The 17,475-nt window shown below is 65.5% G+C and carries 16 protein-coding genes; 7 read left to right on the forward strand and 9 right to left on the reverse strand.

Annotated elements, in window-relative coordinates:
- Positions 1 to 3: 3 nt before the first annotated feature.
- Both AC51GT_RS14055 and AC51GT_RS14060 read right to left on the reverse strand, forming a co-directional pair.
- The gene (locus AC51GT_RS14055) at positions 4 to 2,010 is read right to left on the reverse strand and encodes a M13 family metallopeptidase (protein WP_496329167.1); all 2,007 of its coding nucleotides are present in this window, start codon (positions 2,008 to 2,010) and stop codon (positions 4 to 6) included.
- Positions 2,011 to 2,041: 31 nt separating this feature from the next.
- A complete protein-coding gene (locus AC51GT_RS14060; protein WP_496329168.1) occupies positions 2,042 to 2,719 on the reverse strand; it encodes a PAS and ANTAR domain-containing protein in 678 nt (225 codons plus the stop codon).
- Between the two features lie 386 nt (positions 2,720 to 3,105).
- On the opposite strand from AC51GT_RS14060, the gene AC51GT_RS14065 reads away from it, so the two are divergent.
- The 3 genes from AC51GT_RS14065 (at position 3,106) to AC51GT_RS14075 (ending at position 5,892) form a co-directional block, all read left to right on the forward strand.
- Positions 3,106 to 3,975, forward strand: a complete 870-nt coding sequence (locus tag AC51GT_RS14065; protein ID WP_496322625.1) for an ABC transporter permease — start codon at positions 3,106 to 3,108, stop codon at positions 3,973 to 3,975.
- Positions 3,976 to 4,055: 80 nt separating this feature from the next.
- Positions 4,056 to 5,111, forward strand: a complete 1,056-nt coding sequence (locus tag AC51GT_RS14070) for a taurine ABC transporter substrate-binding protein (protein WP_496329169.1) — start codon at positions 4,056 to 4,058, stop codon at positions 5,109 to 5,111.
- Positions 5,095 to 5,892 carry an ABC transporter ATP-binding protein gene (locus AC51GT_RS14075; protein ID WP_496329170.1) on the forward strand — a complete coding sequence of 266 codons (798 nt, stop codon included), beginning with the start codon at positions 5,095 to 5,097 and terminating at the stop codon, positions 5,890 to 5,892. The genes AC51GT_RS14070 and AC51GT_RS14075 overlap by 17 nt, the downstream gene beginning before the upstream one ends.
- A 73-nt stretch (positions 5,893 to 5,965) precedes the next feature.
- On the opposite strand, the gene AC51GT_RS14080 is transcribed toward AC51GT_RS14075, so the two are convergent.
- Positions 5,966 to 6,736, reverse strand: a complete 771-nt coding sequence (locus tag AC51GT_RS14080; RefSeq protein ID WP_496329171.1) for a pirin family protein — start codon at positions 6,734 to 6,736, stop codon at positions 5,966 to 5,968.
- A gap of 170 nt (positions 6,737 to 6,906) precedes the next feature.
- On the opposite strand from AC51GT_RS14080, the gene AC51GT_RS14085 reads away from it, so the two are divergent.
- Positions 6,907 to 8,550 carry an NTF2-like N-terminal transpeptidase domain-containing protein gene (locus AC51GT_RS14085; RefSeq protein WP_496329353.1) on the forward strand — a complete coding sequence of 548 codons (1,644 nt, stop codon included), beginning with the start codon at positions 6,907 to 6,909 and terminating at the stop codon, positions 8,548 to 8,550.
- A 10-nt stretch (positions 8,551 to 8,560) separates the two neighbouring features.
- On the opposite strand, the gene AC51GT_RS14090 is transcribed toward AC51GT_RS14085, so the two are convergent.
- From AC51GT_RS14090 to AC51GT_RS14100, 3 genes are all read right to left on the reverse strand, one after another.
- The gene (locus AC51GT_RS14090) at positions 8,561 to 9,922 is read right to left on the reverse strand and encodes a phosphotransferase family protein (RefSeq protein ID WP_496329172.1); all 1,362 of its coding nucleotides are present in this window, start codon (positions 9,920 to 9,922) and stop codon (positions 8,561 to 8,563) included.
- Positions 9,922 to 11,193, reverse strand: coding sequence for an acyl-CoA dehydrogenase family protein (locus AC51GT_RS14095; RefSeq protein WP_496329173.1), 1,272 nt, complete (start codon positions 11,191 to 11,193; stop codon positions 9,922 to 9,924). The genes AC51GT_RS14090 and AC51GT_RS14095 overlap by 1 nt, the downstream gene beginning before the upstream one ends.
- A gap of 75 nt (positions 11,194 to 11,268) precedes the next feature.
- A complete protein-coding gene (locus AC51GT_RS14100; protein WP_496329174.1) occupies positions 11,269 to 11,832 on the reverse strand; it encodes a TetR/AcrR family transcriptional regulator in 564 nt (187 codons plus the stop codon).
- A gap of 121 nt (positions 11,833 to 11,953) precedes the next feature.
- Between AC51GT_RS14100 and AC51GT_RS14105 the strand changes: the two genes are divergently transcribed.
- On the forward strand, positions 11,954 to 12,790 hold the full coding sequence (locus tag AC51GT_RS14105) for an alpha/beta fold hydrolase (RefSeq protein WP_496329175.1): 837 nt from the start codon (positions 11,954 to 11,956) through the stop codon (positions 12,788 to 12,790).
- Positions 12,791 to 12,794: 4 nt separating this feature from the next.
- On the opposite strand, the gene AC51GT_RS14110 is transcribed toward AC51GT_RS14105, so the two are convergent.
- Positions 12,795 to 13,535 carry an SDR family oxidoreductase gene (locus AC51GT_RS14110; RefSeq protein WP_496329176.1) on the reverse strand — a complete coding sequence of 247 codons (741 nt, stop codon included), beginning with the start codon at positions 13,533 to 13,535 and terminating at the stop codon, positions 12,795 to 12,797.
- Between the two features lie 87 nt (positions 13,536 to 13,622).
- Here AC51GT_RS14110 and AC51GT_RS14115 point away from each other — a divergent pair, with 87 nt between their 5' ends.
- The gene (locus AC51GT_RS14115; protein ID WP_496329177.1) at positions 13,623 to 14,498 is read left to right on the forward strand and encodes an RNA polymerase sigma-70 factor; all 876 of its coding nucleotides are present in this window, start codon (positions 13,623 to 13,625) and stop codon (positions 14,496 to 14,498) included.
- A gap of 13 nt (positions 14,499 to 14,511) precedes the next feature.
- Here the strand turns inward: AC51GT_RS14115 and AC51GT_RS14120 are convergent, their stop codons facing one another.
- A complete protein-coding gene (locus AC51GT_RS14120) occupies positions 14,512 to 14,910 on the reverse strand; it encodes a DUF3054 domain-containing protein (RefSeq protein ID WP_496322635.1) in 399 nt (132 codons plus the stop codon).
- A gap of 30 nt (positions 14,911 to 14,940) precedes the next feature.
- Positions 14,941 to 16,080: a lysylphosphatidylglycerol synthase transmembrane domain-containing protein gene (locus tag AC51GT_RS14125; protein WP_496322636.1), complete on the reverse strand. Its 1,140-nt coding sequence runs from the start codon at positions 16,078 to 16,080 to the stop codon at positions 14,941 to 14,943.
- A gap of 125 nt (positions 16,081 to 16,205) precedes the next feature.
- On the opposite strand from AC51GT_RS14125, the gene AC51GT_RS14130 reads away from it, so the two are divergent.
- A complete protein-coding gene (locus tag AC51GT_RS14130; protein WP_496322637.1) occupies positions 16,206 to 17,471 on the forward strand; it encodes an AI-2E family transporter in 1,266 nt (421 codons plus the stop codon).
- The last annotated feature ends 4 nt before the right edge of the window (positions 17,472 to 17,475 follow it).

A 17,475-nucleotide genomic window follows, 5' to 3' on the forward strand; every position in this document is an offset into this window, starting at 1 on the left:
GCGCTACCAGATGTGGACGCGTTCAGGTTCCGGGAGATACAGGGCGTCGTCGGCCCTGACATCGAACGCCTCATAGAAGGCATCGATGTTGCTGATCACGCCGTTGCAGCGGAACTCCGGCGGTGAATGCGGATCGATGGACAGCCGACGGATCGCCTCGGCATCCCGAGTCTTGGTGCGCCACACCTGTGCCCACCCGTAGAACACCCGCTGCAGGCCGGTCAGTCCGTCGATCACCGGCGCGGACTTGCCGTCGAGCGCGATCTGATAGGCGACCAGCGAGATGGACAGACCGCCGAGGTCGCCGATGTTCTCGCCGATGGTGAACTCGCCGTTGACCTTGTACTTCTCGTCGAGGCCCTTGGGTGTGAAGTGGCTGTACTGCTCGATGAGTTTCTTTGTCCGGGTGCCGAACTCGGCGCGGTCGGCGTCGGTCCACCAGTCGATCAGGTTGCCGTCACCGTCGTACTTGGCGCCCTGGTCGTCAAAACCGTGGCCGATCTCGTGCCCGATCACCGCGCCGATCCCACCGTAGTTCGCGGCATCGTCGGCCTCGGGATCGAAGAAGGGCGGCTGCAGGATCGCGGCCGGGAAGACGATCTCGTTCATTCCCGGGTTGTAATAGGCGTTGACGGTCTGCGGCGTCATGAACCATTCGTCGTGGTCCACCGGCTCGCCGATCTTCGCGAACTCCCGATCCTCCTCGAAAGCGCTTGCCCGAGCGATGTTCCCGAACAGGTCATCGCGCTCGATGGTCAGCGACGAATAGTCCCGCCACGTCGCCGGATAGCCGATCTTGGGGGTGAACTTCTCCAGTTTGACGAGCGCCTTCTCGCGGGTCGCCGGGCTCATCCAATCAAGGTCGGTGATGTTGCGGCGGTAGGCCTTCACCAGATTCTCGATGAGCTCGTCCATCCGGGCCTTGGCCTGGGGTGGAAAATGCTTGGCGACATACAGTTTGCCGACGGCGAACCCGAGACCCTGTTCGACCAGGCCCACACCGCGCTTCCAGCGGTCGCGGATGACCTCGGAGCCGGTGAGGGTCTTGCCGTAGAACGCGAAGTTCTCGGCCACGAACTCGTCGGACAGATACGGCGCCGCCGAATGCAGCAACCGCCATTGTGCCCAGAGTTTCCACTCGGCCAGGTCGCGCTCGGCGAAGAGCGCCGCGACGCCGGAGATGAACGAAGGCTGTCCGACGACCACTTCGCCGAATGTTTCCCCGGCCGGGGTGCTCAATCCCGCGGTCCAGGCATCGAGATCGAAACCGGTTGCCTCGGACTTGAATTCCGCCAATGTGCGCAAGTTGTAGGTGAGGTCGGCGTCGCGGCGGCGGACAACGTCCCAGTGCTGCGCGGCGATCGCCGTCTCGAGGTCGACGACGGTCGCGGCGGCACCTTCGGGGTCGTCGAAACCAGCCAGCCGGAACATCTTTGCGACGTGTTCGCGGTATGCGGCGAGCGACTCGGCGTGGTTCTCTTCGCGATAATACGATTCGTCGGGTAGTCCGAGCCCGGACTGTGTGATGTGGACGAGATAGCGATCCGATGCCTTGGCGTCGGTGTCGACGTAGTAGCCCAGCAGGCCGCCGATGCCCCGGCGCTGCTGCGCGCCGATCAGGCGGGCCAGCTCGGTGCGGTCTGCTGCGTCGGACAGCGCTGCCAGATCGGCCCGGATCGGTTCGATGCCGAGTGAGTTGATCCGTTCCTCGTCCATGAAGCTGGCGTACAGGTCGCCGATCTTCTGGGCGTCACTGCCGGGTTCCGGCGAGGACTCGGCGCACTCGGTGATCAGGTCGCGGACGTTTTCCTCGGCGCGATCGCGGAGCACATGGAAGGCGCCGTCCACGGCCCGGTCGTCGGGAATCACGTGGTCGCGTAACCACACGCCGTTCACGTGTTCGAACAGGTCGTCTTGGGGCCGCACGGAATCATCGACCCAGCGCAGGTCGATTCCGGACCGGGGATCCGGCGATTCGGTGGCGGCAGCGGTCTCGGTTGATGAAGTCACCAGACCATCCTGGCACTCCTCGGCCGGTTCGTCAGCTGCCGTTGAGCGCAGACCCCTCCCGCTGGTGCGCGGTGAGCAGCAGATGGTCGAATGCGCGACGGCTTTCGTCGCTGACCGGAACCGCTCCGACCGCTGCATCGACGATGCTCTGGGCCAGCGCGCGAAGTTTGGTGTTGGTCTGCTGTGAACGCCAGGTCAGCACCTCGAACGCCCGATCATCAGAGATGGCGTAGGTGAGCATCAACATGCCCTTGGCCTGCTCGATCACCGCCCGGGACGCCGCGAAATCCTTGACCGCGGCGTCCATCGTTTCTTTCAACTCTGTTTTATGTGCCTCTGTAAGGTCCACATAGAACCCTTCGGTGCCGATCAGCTTTCCGGATGGGTCGGTCATCCGGTCGCCGATCACGAGTACGTGACGAACCCTGCCGGCGCGGTCGATGATGCGATGGCGGCTGCTGAACGCCTTGCCCTCGAGAAGTTCGTGGACGACGTGCTCGACGCGTTGACGGTCTTCGGGGTGTTTGTGGGACAGCAGTAGTTCAGTGGTCGGGGTGACCTCGCCGGGGCCGTAGCCGTGGATCGCGGCGACCTCGTCGGACCAGAACCACTGCTGCGCTTCGATGAGGAAGCGGAAGCTGCCCGCATGCTGAATGACACCCCCGAGCACTTGTTCGACCTGCTCGGTGCCGGTGCTGTCCCGCTCCATCACTTGCTCCCTCGTGCCCTCTGGCAATGGTTGTCGGTCGCCTGACAATCGTCCCAACGGACGTGATCGTCTGGCGACACAGCTCGCGATCCGACGAGCTAACGATTATGTAACACGAAGCTGCGATGGCAGAAGGCGACCGCCTGCCACATACCAGCTATGAACTTACCGGTAAAGGATTGAACCCGGACCAAATCCAACGCCGCGGGCGGGGGAAGTGCTGGGCTAACGTGACGCGGTGTTCATGACAACCCCGGTGCGCATGCTCTCGGTGGACCTCTGCCGCCTCGAGTCGCAGAACTGTTGTCGGTGAGCATCTTTCCGTAGGCCGTCCGCTCGGGAGCCTTCGGTGTCATTCCCTCTCCATCAGTCACCAGGGGTCCGCAGTGTCCGTAGTTCCCGCCATCGAGAAGCCGTCGGAAACCGCCGGCCCGGATGCGCCGCTCTCCCGCCGTCGGGGGACGCGTGTTCGGCCGTTGTTGTCGCGGGTCGGACTGCCGTTGCTGTCCCTGGTCGTGTTCGTCGCGCTCTGGCAGCTCGTGGTCGGTCTGAAGCTGTGGAACGAGACGCTGGTGCCGCCCCCGTCCGCGGTGTGGGACGCCTTCGTGAAGACCTCGACCACCACTGACGGTGTGCGGGGATACGCCGGCAAGTACCTGTGGGAACACCTGCTGATCAGCCTCGAGCGGATCGGTTACGGCATCGCCATCGGCATCCTGGTGGGAATTGCCTTCGGCCTGCTGATGGGTACCTTCGGCAAGATTCGTGCGTTGTTCGAACCCTGGATCACCTTCCTGCGCACGTTGCCGCCACTGGCCTACTTCTCCTTGCTGATCATCTGGCTCGGCATCAACGAGGAACCCAAGATCACGCTGCTGGCGATCGCCGCCTTCCCGCCGGTTGCGGTGGCGACCACATCGGCCGTCCTGGCGGCGCCGCAAGGTCTGGTCGAGGCCGCGAAAGCGCTGGGTGCAAGCAAGTTCGACGTCATCAAGGACGTGGTGGTCCCATCGGCACTGCCGGAGACGTTCACCGGTATCCGCCTCGCGGTCGGCGTTGCGTACTCGTCGCTCGTCGCGGCAGAACTCGTCAACGGACTTCCCGGTATCGGCGGAATGGTCAGGGACGCATCCAATTACAACAACACGCCGGTGGTCCTGGTCGGGATCATCGCCATCGGAGCCTCCGGGCTGATCATCGACGGACTGCTCCAGCTCATCGAGCGCAAGACCGTCCCCTGGCGCGGCCGGGTCTGATCGCGGCCGCCCACCGATTTCTTTCGTACCCCCTGTTTGTGCAACGTCGAGTCCCACTAGAGAAAGAACCCCCCACTCCCATGAGTCGCTCCCTCATATCTGCTCGCCTACGCCGGCGACGGGTCACGTTCGTCGCCGCGCTGTCCGCCCTGGCCCTCACGCTCGGTCTCGCCGCCTGCTCCGACGACAGCGACGGCGGCAAGACGATCACCATCGGCTACCAGTCGTTCCCCAGCGGAGACCTGATCGTCAAGAATCAGAAGTGGCTCGAAGAGGCCCTGCCGGATTACACCATCGAATGGACCAAGTTCGAGTCCGGCGCCACGATCAACCAGGCCTTCATCGCCAACTCGATCGACATCGGCGCCATCGGATCGAGCCCGGTCGCCAGAGGCCTGTCCGGGACCTCACCGATCGAATACAAGGTGGCGTTCGTGCTCGACGTCGCCGGGGACAACGAAGCCCTCGTCGTACGCGACGGGACCAACATCAACAGTGTTGCCGAACTGAAGGGCAAGACCATCGGCACCGCACTGGCGTCGACAGCGCACTACAGTCTGCTCGTCGCACTGGAACAGGCCGGACTGTCGGCCGACGACGTCAAGATCGTCGACCTGCAACCCCAGGCCATCCTCGCGGCCTGGGAACGGGGTGACATCGATGCCGCCTACACCTGGCTGCCGACCCTCGATGAGCTTCGCAAGACCGGTAAGGACCTGGTCACGAGCCGGGCGATCGGTGAATCCGGCAACCCCACCCTGGACCTCGGGGTGGTGTCGAACCAGCTGATCTCCGACGACCCCGCCGCGGTCGACGCCTGGCGTAAGGTGCAGGCCCGGGCGCTGGACCTGATCAACAACGATCCCGCGGCCGCCGCGGGATTCGTCGGACAAGAACTCGGCATCAGCGCCGACGAAGCCCTTGGCCAGCTCAAGCAGGGCGTGTTCCTGACCCCTGCACAGATCGCGTCGCCGCAGTGGCTGGGTACACCCGGCGCGGTGGGCAACCTCGCGAACAACCTGCTCAGCGCGGCCGAGTTCCTCGCGGCGCAGAAGCAGATCGAGAAAGCGCCGACTCTGGAAGAGTTGCAGCAGGCGATCTACGTGGAAGGCCTGCCAGGTGCCCTCGACCAGTGATGACCGGTCGGTGAGCGCGGTCCGGCTCGACGCCGTGGAGCACCGCTACGGCAGCGGTCCCGATGCGGTGACCGCAGTGGGTCCGGTGTCCCTTGACGTCCCGGCCGGGGAGTTCCTGGTCCTGGTCGGGGCCTCGGGGTGTGGCAAGAGCACGTTGCTGCGACTGATCGCCGGCTTCGAACAACCCACCGCGGGTGCGGTCGAGGTGCTCGGGCGCGCCCCGGTCCCGGGAGAATCGGCCGGGGTGGTGTTCCAACAGCCACGGCTGTTCCCGTGGCGGACGGTGGGCGGCAACGTCGACCTGGCGTTGAAGTACGCCGGTGTGGCGAAGTCCGAGCGGACCACCCGGCGGGATGAATTGCTCGAACGGGTCGGGCTCGAAGGTACGGCGGAACGTCGCATCTGGGAGATCTCGGGAGGCCAGCAACAGCGCGTCGCCATTGCCAGGGCACTGGCGGCGGAGAATCCACTGTTCCTGCTCGACGAGCCGTTTGCGGCTCTGGACGCCCTGACCCGTGAGCGGTTGCAGGAAGATGTCCGGTCCGTGAGCACGGACACCGGCCGCACATCGGTATTCGTCACCCACAGCGCCGACGAAGCGGTGTTCCTGGGTTCGCGGATCGTGGTGCTCACCAAACGGCCCGGCAAGGTCGCGCTCGACCTGAAGGTGGATCTGCCACGCGGTCACGTCGACTACGACGAACTCCGCAACTCGAGCGACTACAACGCGCTGCGATCGGAGGTCAGCCACGCGGTCAAGGCCGCTGCGGTTGCCGCCTGACCACCGTCCATCGGCCCGCTCGACGGTGATATCGGCCCGCTCGACGGTGATATCGGCCCGCTCGACGGGGGGTTCAGCCGCCGAGGGTGCGGTGCATCTCCCAGACGAGGACCTCGGTGGCGGTGATCGCGGTGAGACGTTCACCGCCGCCGCCGGTGATCCGGACGGTGTCCCCGGCGTGGAGGTCGTCGGGCATGGGTTCGAGCCGGGCCGACCCGGAGGCGATGAAGACGTGTCCCCAGGGCAGATCGGGCAGGGTCACCGATTGCCCGGCGTCGAGCCTGGCGACATGGAAGGCCACCGAGTTGTTGCCGATCCGGATGGCCGAGTCATAGGCGGGTATGCCCGAGGCGACGGTCACCAGCGACCCGGACCGCAACTCGTCGGCGACATCGAGTTGCTCGTAGCCGGGTTCGGTACCGGTGTCGTCGGGCAGGACCCACATCTGGATGTAGTGCACCGGCTCGGCGCCGGTCGGAACCGGGCGGCCGCCGCGGACCAATCCGCCCCGCCAGGTGTCGTTGCGCTCGGAGTGGGTGACACCGCTGCCCGCGCTCATCCGTTGCGCCAGACCGGGATAGATGGCGCCCGCATGATCCATCGAATCCTGGTGGACCAGCGACCCTGACAGCACCCACGTCACGATCTCCATATTGCGATGCGGGTGGGTGTCGAAGCCTTGCTGTGGCGCAACGGTTTCGTCGTTGTGAACCATCAGGACACCGTGATGTGTGTTGTCCGGATCGTAGTGGTCGCCAAAGGAAAAACCGTGCCGAGAATCGAGCCAGTCGAGACCGGTGACAGGTCGATCATTCGAGCGAAATGCAAAATACCTGGAGCTCACCTTTTCAATACTCCACCCCCAATCCGCGATGGTGCAAAAATGGCAGAAGGCGTCTGACACAGCCGGGATGCCAAGGATTAAGGGTAGTTACAGGATCGTGACGACCTCGTAAGCAAGTTGGAAACCACATTGGTGCCGTTCACCCTGTTACAGGAGTGAAAATTGTGACTATGCATCGTTCCCCGGGCCGCCTCGCGGCCACCTCCGTTTTCGCGCTTGTCTGCGCGCTCGCCGTTGCTTCCTGTGGCAACTTCGGCGAGTCCACCGACACGGGTGCCGGAGCGATGCTGAGCGACTTCGCGAAGGCCATCGAAGACCAGGATCCCACTGCCACCGCGTTGCTGACCTCGTCGCCGGAATTGGCCATGAAGTCCTATGAGGCAACGTTCGAGGAGATGGCCGCGGAGAAGGTCGATGTCGATGTCCAACGGGCCGAAGAATATTCCGACGGCACCGCAACTTTCGAGGTCGAGACCACTTGGATTCTCGGTGACGACCGCGAGTTCCAGACGACCACAGAGGGGTCGGCGCGCAAACTGACCCCGGGCTGGCGGGTGCAGTGGGAGCCAGGTCTGCTCGCCGAGGACCTGTCGACCGGCGGCAGCCTGCGCCAGGTCCGCACCGATGCCACGCCGGCGCCCGCGGTGCTCGACCGTTTCGGCAAGCGGATGCTCACCCAACAGACGATCAACAACATCATCCTCGACCCCACGGCGACCGGTGACGTCGTCGGTTCCGTCGCGAGGCTCGCCAGGACCATCGAGCCACTGGCCCAACTGATCACCCCGGACGTCATCAACCGCCAGCTGGCCGACGCCGACAACAGGCCGGTGACCGTCGTGTCGGTCCGTGAGTCCGACATGATCGCGCTGGCCGGCGATCCGGCGTCCATCCCGGGGGTGTCGATCGCCAAGGAACCCAAGCTGGTTCTGCTCGACCGCCGGCTCGATTCACCGGTCTTCGACGGTGTGCGCGACTACTGGCAGGCGATTCTCGACGCCACCTCGGGCTGGGCCGTGCAGGGTGTGGCACCCGGCCAGGCACCGGTGCAGCTCGCCGGCGAGCAGGGACCCCCCGGACCCGACGTGACCACCAACATTGATCCGAACATCCAGCTCGACGCCCTCGACGCCGTGGTCGAGGTGGCGCAGCCGGCCTCGATCCTGGTGGTGGATGCGAATACCGGACAGATCCGGGCGTCGATGCGCAACGACCAGGCCGAGGTCTCCGACATCCGGATCGACAAGAAGTACACCCCGGGCGCGACCCTGGGCCCGGTGGCCGACGTGATCAACAGGGCGGCCGGTTCTGACGATGCCAAGGCCGAAGCGCTGCTCGGTCCGCTGGGACTGGGCGTCGACTTCACGGTCGCCGGTGTACGCCCCGCATCTGCCGCCGACGAGAAGCCCATGGTCAAGCCGATGACCTTCCGGTCCGAGGATCTGCGGGTGTCGGCGCTGAACATGGCGACGCTCGGTGTGGCCGTTGCGCGCGGGAGCTCGGTGGCCCCGTCCGTGATCGCCGGTGTCGCCGGACAGGTCGAAGGCGGTGAACTCGGTGCCGTCGATCCCGAGGTTCTCGCCGCGGTCGAGGGCGCGATGAAGGCCACCGCCGCCGACGGTGGCGCCAGCGACCTGGTCAACGCACCGGGCCTGCGAGCCCTGGTGGGCACCAACGGACCCCAGGGACCCGGCTGGTTTGTCGGGATCCAAGGTGACCGGGTGTTCGTCGTCTACTGCGAAGGCGAGAAGTCCGGTAGTGCCGCACTGGCGGTCGCGCAGCGTTTCCTGACCCCGCGGCCGCACGCGCAGTAGAACCGGACCCTCACAGCTCCAGATACCGCGGGTTGGCCACCATCAGCCGATCGGTGACCGCGGCCCGCACCACCGCGATGACCCGCGGGTCCTGTGGGTTCACCTCGCCGGCTCGGATCGCCAGTGCCAACTCGGCTTCGGAGTCGAAGCCCAGGTCGGCCAGCGCGTGGCGCTGACGATCGAGCGGGGCCGGCCCGGCGTCGAGTTCACGTTCGACGATGTCCAGCACGTTCGCGGCGACGCGGGCCCCGAATCGGGTTGCGTCCCCGACATCGTCACCGGCCATCACCGCGGTGCGAAGAAACTCCGACACCGCGTTGACGAGCTCGGCGGCGGTGGGACGTCCGTAGAGCCCGGGTTCGTTTGCCGGATCGGGTGGATCGGCCACCGCATCGGTCGGCCGGCCCAGTGCGAGGAGGATGTCGTGCTCCTGTTCGCAGACCCGTCGTCCGATCGCCGCGAGTTCCACCGACCGCTGTCTGCCCGACAGATGCCGCTGCGCCATCTGCGCGCAGACGATGCTCCACCACACGGTGCGGTAGAGCTGCCACCACCGCACTGCCTCGATGTCCGGTCGCGCTCCGGCGATCTCGGCGTAACCGTCGAGCAGTTCGTCGGCGGTGCCGAATCCACCGACCTCCGGGGCGGTCCCGAACCGCCAGCACTTGACCAGCAGCCAGCCGAGATCTTCGCGGGGGTCGCCGATATGGGTGAGTTCCCAGTCCAGGACCGCCTCGAGTCCGGCGTCGGAGATGAGCAGGTTCCCGTTGCGGAAATCGCCGTGCACCACCGTCTCCGGAACCGGTTCCGGCCGGTACAGCGCGAGTGCGGCCAGCGCGATCTCGGTCACCGCGGACGGGGTGTCGAGGTCTAGATACGACTGCCGCAGTTCGTCGAGGCCGCTGCGGACCCCGCTCCGCAGTGCCGGCACCGCATCCGGCGGGATCGAGTGGATACGGGCCAGGGTGCGGCCGAGTTCGGCGGCCAGGCCCGCACGCGCCCCGGCATAACGGTCGTCGCGCAACAGTTTTCGCGGAATCGTCTCACCGTCGATGTACTCACAGATGAGGTACGGGGCACCGAGTGCCTCGGTGTCGTCGGAGAAGTCGATCACCCGGGGTACCGGGACACCGGCCTGCGCCGCCGCCGAGATCGCCTCCGATTCACGGCTCATCCCCTGCGGTCCGTGCGGGGCGCCGGGCTGACGTCGCAAGATCAGCCGCTGCGATTCGGCTCCGCGCCGGCAGGTGAACGACCAGGTCTCGCTGTTGGCCCCGGCGGTCAGCCTGCGCAGATCCGCCACCTGCGCGTCCTCGCCGAGGACCGCGCCCAGAGCCCTGGCCAGGAGGTCGGCGATGTCGTTCTGCGCCATCAGCTCTGGGAGGTGGGTCGGTTACGGCGGGGACCGGCGTAACCGAACAGATAGCCGGCGATCTTACGGATCTGTACCTCGTCGGAACCCTCGGTGATCCGGTATCGGCGGTGGTGCCGGTAGATGTGCTCGAAGGGCATGTGCCGGGTGTAGCCCATGCCGCCGTGGACCTGGATGGCCTGGTCGGCGGCGTCGCAGACCAATCGGTTGGCGCGGTAGTTGCACATGGAGACACGGTCACTGATCTCCGGATGGGGGAGCCGGTCCATCTCCCAGGCCGTCTTGCGAACCAACCCGCGGACCATCTCGGCCTCGGTGTGCAGCTCGACCAAGGGGAACTGGATCGCCTGGCGACTCGACAGGGGAGCACCGAAAGTGATCCGCTGCCCGGCATATTCGACACTGCGGTCGATGCAGTACTGGGCCGCACCGACCCCCGAGGCGGCCTGACGGATCCGGTTCTCGTGCACAAACGTCTGCGCGACGGCGAGTCCCTCGCCTTCTTCGCCGAAGATCGCCGAGTCCGGGACCTCGACGTCGGTGATGGTGACCTCGGCGTGGTCGGTGGGCATGTTGAACGTCCACCATTGGAAGTCGACCGAGAATCCGGGGGCGTCGGTCGGAACAAAGAACGCCGTGATTCCCCGCGCGTCACCGTCTTTGCCCGATGTCCGGGCGAACACCACATCGTGGGTGGCGTTGTGCATACCCGAGTTGAAGCGCTTGCCGCCGTTGATGACCCACGAGTCACCGGCCCGGCGGGCGGTGGTTTCCATCCACGTGGCATCGCTGCCGTGATCGGGTTCGGTCAGGCCGAATCCGATCCGGGCCTCACCGCGGATCATCGGTTCCAGGAACTCGTCTTGCTGCGCTGTGGTGCCATGGCCGAGCAGCATGTGGGCGAACGGGAAGTTGCCCACGATCGACGATTCGTTCTGTAGGTCGTTGTGCAGGCCGAGGCCCTTGTGCGCCAGGTGCTCCCGGATGATGGCCATGTCCAGGTTGCTGCCACCGCGACCACCGATCTCGGTCGGCAGGGCGTACCGCAACCAGCCCGCCTCGTCGGCGAGCCGGCGCATCTGCCCGAGCAGCTCTTCCCATTCGGGACGTGGAACGCCGCCGCCCTCGAAATCGGTCCGCGCCCACTCGCGCCGGTGGTCGAAGAAGCGGATGTTGTCGTCTGCTTCTTGCAACGGCCGGATCTGCGTGTCGATGAACTCGTCGATCTCACGCAGGGTGGTGGTGATCGCCTCGGGGACGGCATAGTCCACGGTCGGGGTCCTTCCCGTTGACGGGTGTTGCGGTGAACAATCGTTCAGGGCGACCGTAACGGGTTTTGGGGACGATCAAAGGGGTATGGCCTGGTCGATCAGAATCACGGCGGCGGACCGGGCATGCCGGGCGACCTCGGGATCGCCGCAGATCGCCGACATCGATTGCGCCCCTTCGGCGAGGATGGTGAGTTGGATGCCGAGTGCCTCTTCGCCTCCGGCCTGTTCGACCAGGTCGGCCATCAACCGCTGGAACGCCTGCTTGTGTTCCCGGACCGCGGCGGCGACGTCCGGGAACGTCGCCCCGAGTTCACCGAAGGCGTTCATGAAGCCACAACCCCGATAGTCGTCCTGACCGAACCACTCGAACAGGAAGTCGTAGATCGCCAGGATCTTGTCGCGGGCCGTGGGAGCCGACTCGGTCGCCTGGGCAACCGCGGTCTCCCACATCTTCCGGCGGTGGTCGAGCACCGCGAGTACCACGTCGTCCTTCGACGGGAAGGTGGCGTAGAGCCGCTTCAGTGAGACCGATGCCTCTGCCCTGATCTGCGCCATCGTCACCGCCTGGATCCCATGGCTGTAGAAGAGCCGGTCGGCGGCTTCGACGATCAGCTCGCGCGACTCTGCATTGTTTTTCATCGGTACCGCCTTGCGTGGAGAACGTTCATTCTCTACAGTAGCAACCACGTCAGAGAATGATCATTCTCCGGCGGGTGTGATCCCGAACCGCTTGTCCCACTCGACGCTGAAAGGCGATGCCATGCCGTACGTCACCGTTGGAACCGAGAACACCACGAACATCGATCTCTACTACGAGGATCACGGCACCGGGCAGCCCGTCGTGCTGATCCACGGATTCCCCCTGGACGGGCATTCCTGGGAGAAACAGAGCGCTGCGCTGCTCGACGCCGGATACCGGGTGATCACCTACGATCGTCGCGGCTTCGGGCAGTCGAGCCGGCCGACCGTCGGATACGACTACGACACCTTCGCCGCCGACCTGAACACCGTCCTGGAAACGTTGGACGTGAAAGATGCCGTCCTGGTGGGATTCTCGATGGGCACCGGAGAGGTCGCCCGGTACATCGGCAGCTACGGCTCCGGCCGGGTCGCCAAGGCCGCCTTCCTGGCCTCGCTCGAGCCGTACCTGCTCAAGACCGACGACAACCCCGACGGTGCCGCTCCGCGGGAGTTCTTCGAGGACATCGTCGCGAGCATCAAGAAGGACCGCTACGCCTACTTCACCGAGTTCTACGCCGGCTTCTACAACACCGATGAGTTCCTCGGGACGCGGCTGAGCGAGGAGGCGTTGCGCAACAGCTGGAACGTCGCCGCCGGATCCGGGGCCTTCGCCTCGGCGGCAGCGCCGTTGACGTGGTTCACCGACTTCCGCGGTGACATCCCGAAAATCGATGTGCCCACCCTGATCGTCCACGGCACCGCAGACAACATCCTGCCGATCGACGCCACCGGACGCCTGTTCTCTCGCCTGTTGCCCGAGGCGGAGTACGTCGAGATCGAGGGCGCCCCGCACGGCTTGCTGTGGACGCACGCGGACGAGATCAACGAGGTGCTGCTGAAGTTCCTGGCGCGCTGAGATATCACCGGTATTTCTCGACGAGGTACTGCTCGAAGTTCCGCTGCCCGAAGGGGGTTCCGGGAACCAGGTTTTCGCCATCGGAAAAGGCCTTGAAGAGCTTGCCGGGCACTCGCAGCGGCAGGGGTGGGCGGTGCGAACGCCGGGCCTTTCTCCAGGCGGCGAGCAGGTCCGCGGCAGTGCGCTGCTGTGGTCCGCCGATGTCGTCGACCCGGCCCGACGGTGCTTCCTCGGCGAGTTCGACCAACCGGGCCGCGACGTCCTGCGGGGCGATCGGCTGGAACCGGATCGACGGGGTGAGAAGCACCGGCAGGAATCGCTGCGCACTGAACAGGGTGTCTACGAACGGGTGGAACTGGGTGGACCGCTGCAACGTCAACGGCACGCCGGAATGCAATGCCAGTTCTTCGATGTCGAGGCGCTGACGGTAGAAGGACATCGGGATCTTGTCGATGCCGACGATCGAGAGCAACACAACATGCCGGACGCGGGCATCCGCCGCCGCGGCGAAGAGGTTCTCGGCGATCCGAATGTCTTTGGCACCGTTGGTCGTCGCGAGGTGGATGACCGTGTCGACGCCCGATATGGCAGCGGCCAACCCGGCACCGCTGTGCAGATCGCCGGCGACCAGCCCCGGTCCGCTCCGGCGGCTCAGGGCCCGGACGTCGTGGCCCTGCGCGCGTAACCGGGCGGTGGTGGGGGTCCCGATCGTCCCGGTGGCCCCGGTGATCAAATAGGTCGTCATCGTTCGATCCTCTCGCCGACTGCGTTTGGCTGGTATTGGTTGAGACCGACGGCAGAACGCGTTCGTGACGAGAACGGGGTCGGAGTGATGCAGGACACGGCATTGGCCGCATTCGAGAAGGTCCGGCCCCGACTGTTCGGCGTCGCCTACCGGATGATGGGGTCGGTCACCGAAGCCGACGATGTACTACAGGACGCCTGGTTGCGATGGCAGGGGGCAGACCGGGACGCGGTGCGCAATCCCGAGGCGTTCCTGACCACGATCGTCACCCGGCTCTCGCTAAATGCGCTGACCTCCGCGCGTGCGACCCGCGAGACCTACGTCGGCTCCTGGCTTCCCGAACCGGTGTCGACGGGCGATGACCCGGCCCTCGGTGCCGATCGTGCCGAGGCGCTGGAGCTGGCCGTGGTGATGTTGCTCGAACGTCTCGACCCGGCCGAGCGGGCGGCCTACGTGCTCCGGGAGGCTTTCGCATACCCGTACCGCCAGATCGGAGAGGTGCTCGCTGTCAGTGAGGCGGCGGCCCGTCAGCTCGCTCATCGGGCCCGGGGGCACATCGGGCGCGAACGTGCCACCAAGATCGACCCGGTCGAACGCGAGCGCATCATGACGGCGTTTGCAGCCGCGGCGACCTGCGGGGACCTCGCCGCGCTCGAATCGGTGCTGACGGCGGACGTTGTCTCGATCAGTGACGGCGGTGGTGTTGTCAGTGCGGCCAGGATGCCGGTGGTCGGCCGCGCCAAGGTGGCCAGGTTTGTGCTCGGGGCGCTCGCGAAGTTCGCCGCCGGTTCACATCCGGTAATGGTGCAGGTGAACGGAAGTCCCGCAGTGCTGACGGTGCGCGACGGTGAACCGGACACATTGCTGGCGTTCGAGGTGGGACCCGAAGGGATCAGCAGACTGCTGTTCGTCCGGAATCCGCACAAACTCACGCAGTTGCGGGCCCTCCACCAGCGGGTGTAGTGCCTGCCGTGGATCAGGCAGTGACGGACCGGCGGATCATCCTGATCCGAACGCCGCGCCATCCGAGCAGGAAGACGCCGAGGACGATCGTGGCGACGATGATGAAGCTCAACGCCACGCCCTGGTGGAACTGCTGACGCAACAGCATGCCGATGGCGACCGCGCCGACCCAGACCAGCACGCCGTCCGGGAACAGGCGTTCGGGCCGGAAGTCATAGGTGTGACCGTGGTCGGAACGCATGTGTGCGTAGAGATAGGCCAGCGACCATCCGATCGCCGCGCCGAGCGCAAAGGGCCAGGCGGTACTGAAGACGCCTTGGACGGAGAGGCCCTCGTCATGATTCATCCGGCCGATGAAGGCGAAGACGATTACCGCCAAGAGGTCTGCAAAGGCGGTGAACAATCGGCGCATACCCGCCACGTTAGCGGGCACCGGGTGCGTTCAGCGAACCGTGTCGGGCGGTGATTCGCCGTCTTCCGGGCTCTCGCCTTCGGGCGATGTCGACTTGTTGCGTCTGAGTTCGGCGTCTATCTCTGCCTCGATCTTCACTTCGACCTCGTCGGGGCTTTCCAGGGAGCGGTATGTGGTGCGGAACTTCACGAAGATCACCACCCAGCCGACCAGCGAGACCAACAGGTAGCTGATCATCCGGTACACCAACACGGCGGTCACCGCTTCACCGGCGCCCATGCCCGCCGAGGTGAGCGCGGGCACCAGGACCCCGTCCACGACGCCGAGGCCACCCGGGAGCAACGGGATGGCAGTACCCACGGCCTTCGACGCGGCATAAGCCACCATCAGCCCTGAGATACTCGGCTGACCTCCCACGGCGTAACACGCAAACGCCAGACAGGCGACGTCGGCGACCCAGTTGAACAGCGACCAGCCGAAGGCGGTGGTCGTTTCCCTGGGTTTGAGCTGGACGGCCTTCAGTTGCCGCAGGATCTCCTGCCAGCGCTCGACGCCGTGGTCGGCGGCCTTGTCGCGCGTGTTGTTGATCCAGCGCAGGAGTGTGACACCGAGGCCCTCGACCGAGTGTGGGTGGCGCGCGATGTACTGGGCCACGACCGCAAACGCCAAAAAGCCGCTGATCGAGAAGATGATCGAGAACGGGCTGGTCTGGGCACCTGCGAGCAGTGCGCCACCAAGGCCGAGGACTGCGAGCCCCACGCCCATCAGCAACCCGGACATCACCACCTGCCAGGAGGCGACCACCGGAGTGGCGCCCCACCTGCGGGTTTCGCGGTAGGTGAAGGCCGGGGAGAGGACCTGACCGCCGGGCATCGTCTGGCTCAGCGAGTTCGCGGCCAGGACCACCGACAGCGACTGCCACTGCTTGACCTTGAGGCCCGCTGATCGCAGCAATGCGCGCTGGACCTGGGCGAAACTGTCCATCGACAGCATCGCGGCCAGAATGCACAGCGCAACCCACTCCCACTCGATCTCGTCGAGGTGAAACCACGTTTCCCGGAGCTTGGGCCAGACCAGGTAGGCCTCGACGCCGAGGATCACCAGAACGAGTGCGAGTGTCAGCCAGCGCACCCACCAAAAGCGGCGGCGGGGTCTGTTCGTCGCCGTCATGATCTGCAGCCTAGCGGCCCAGAGTGTCCGACTCGGTGACAGGAGGCATGAATGTACGAACCGACGCCTCTGGCGAACGGTGTTGTCCAGCGCGCACAGGCCACCTTCAGTCTAGTGTTGCGCTGGTGAGCGAGGCGAAAAACTTGAGTAGTAGTGACGTAGTCGACAGTCACCCGGCCGACCGCCTCAAAGTGCACCCCGTTGTCCGCGCTGCGGCCGAATGGTCCTGGCGATTGCTGGCGATAGCCGCCGGACTGTTCGTGGTGTCGATGGTCGTCTCCGAATACGAAGAGGTGTTCGTACCGATCGGCCTGGCGGTGCTGGGCACCGCGTTCCTTGTCCCGGTCGTCGATTGGCTCGACCGTCGCGGCATTCCTCGCGCGCTCGCGGTTCTGGGGACGTTGCTCGTCGCCATCGGATTGCTCGCGGGGATCATGGCTTTCGTCGTTCAGCAGTTCATCGACGGGCTTCCGGAGCTGACCGAGCAGATCACCAAGACCATCAACGAGAGCCGCAGCTGGCTGGTCGACGGACCCTTCAATCTCGCCGAGGACCAGATCGCACATCTCGGCGATGACGCCATCAAGGTCCTGAAGGACAACCAGGACAAGGTCACCTCGGGCGCATTGTCGACTGCCACCACGGTCGGGGAGATCGTCACCGGCGCGTTCCTGATGCTCTTCCTGATGATCTTCTTCCTCTACGGTGGCGGTCAGATCTGGCGGTTCCTGACCCTCGCGGTGCCGGTGACATCCCGCGAAAAGGTCTGGGAGGCAGGACAAAACGGTTTCGGTTCGCTGGTCGGATACGTGCGGGCGACCGTGGTCGTGGCGGCCACCGACGCGATCGCCATCGGAGCCGGCCTGGCGATCCTGCAGGTTCCGCTGGCCTTGCCGCTGGCCTCGCTCGTGTTCATCGGTGCATTCATCCCGATCGTGGGCGCGCTGGTGACCGGTGGGCTCGCGGTGCTGGTCACCCTGGTCACGCAGGGCTGGATTGCCGCCCTGATCGCGCTGGCTGTGGTGATTGCGGTGATGCAGCTCGAAGGCCATGTCCTACAGCCGTTCTTGCTCGGACGGTCGGTGCGGTTGCATCCGGTGGCGGTGGTGCTCGGTATCGCCGCGGGCCTGATCACGGCGGGCATCGTCGGTGGTCTGCTGGCCGTGCCGGTCATCGCATTCTTGAATACGGCGGTCCGCACGCTGGTGGCGAAATCGCACCTTGTCGAAGCTGATCCGGATCTCGCGGAGTTCGCCGCGGTCACCGGCGGTGAACACGACCGGATGTACGAGGCCACCCCGGACAAACCGAAGTGGGACGAGTTCGATCCCCTCCGGGCCTCCGGCGCGACACCGGACAACGAGCAGGACCACGCGGGCGAGTCCAGCTGAGGGC

It is taken from the genome of Williamsia sp. z34 (assembly GCF_059553395.1).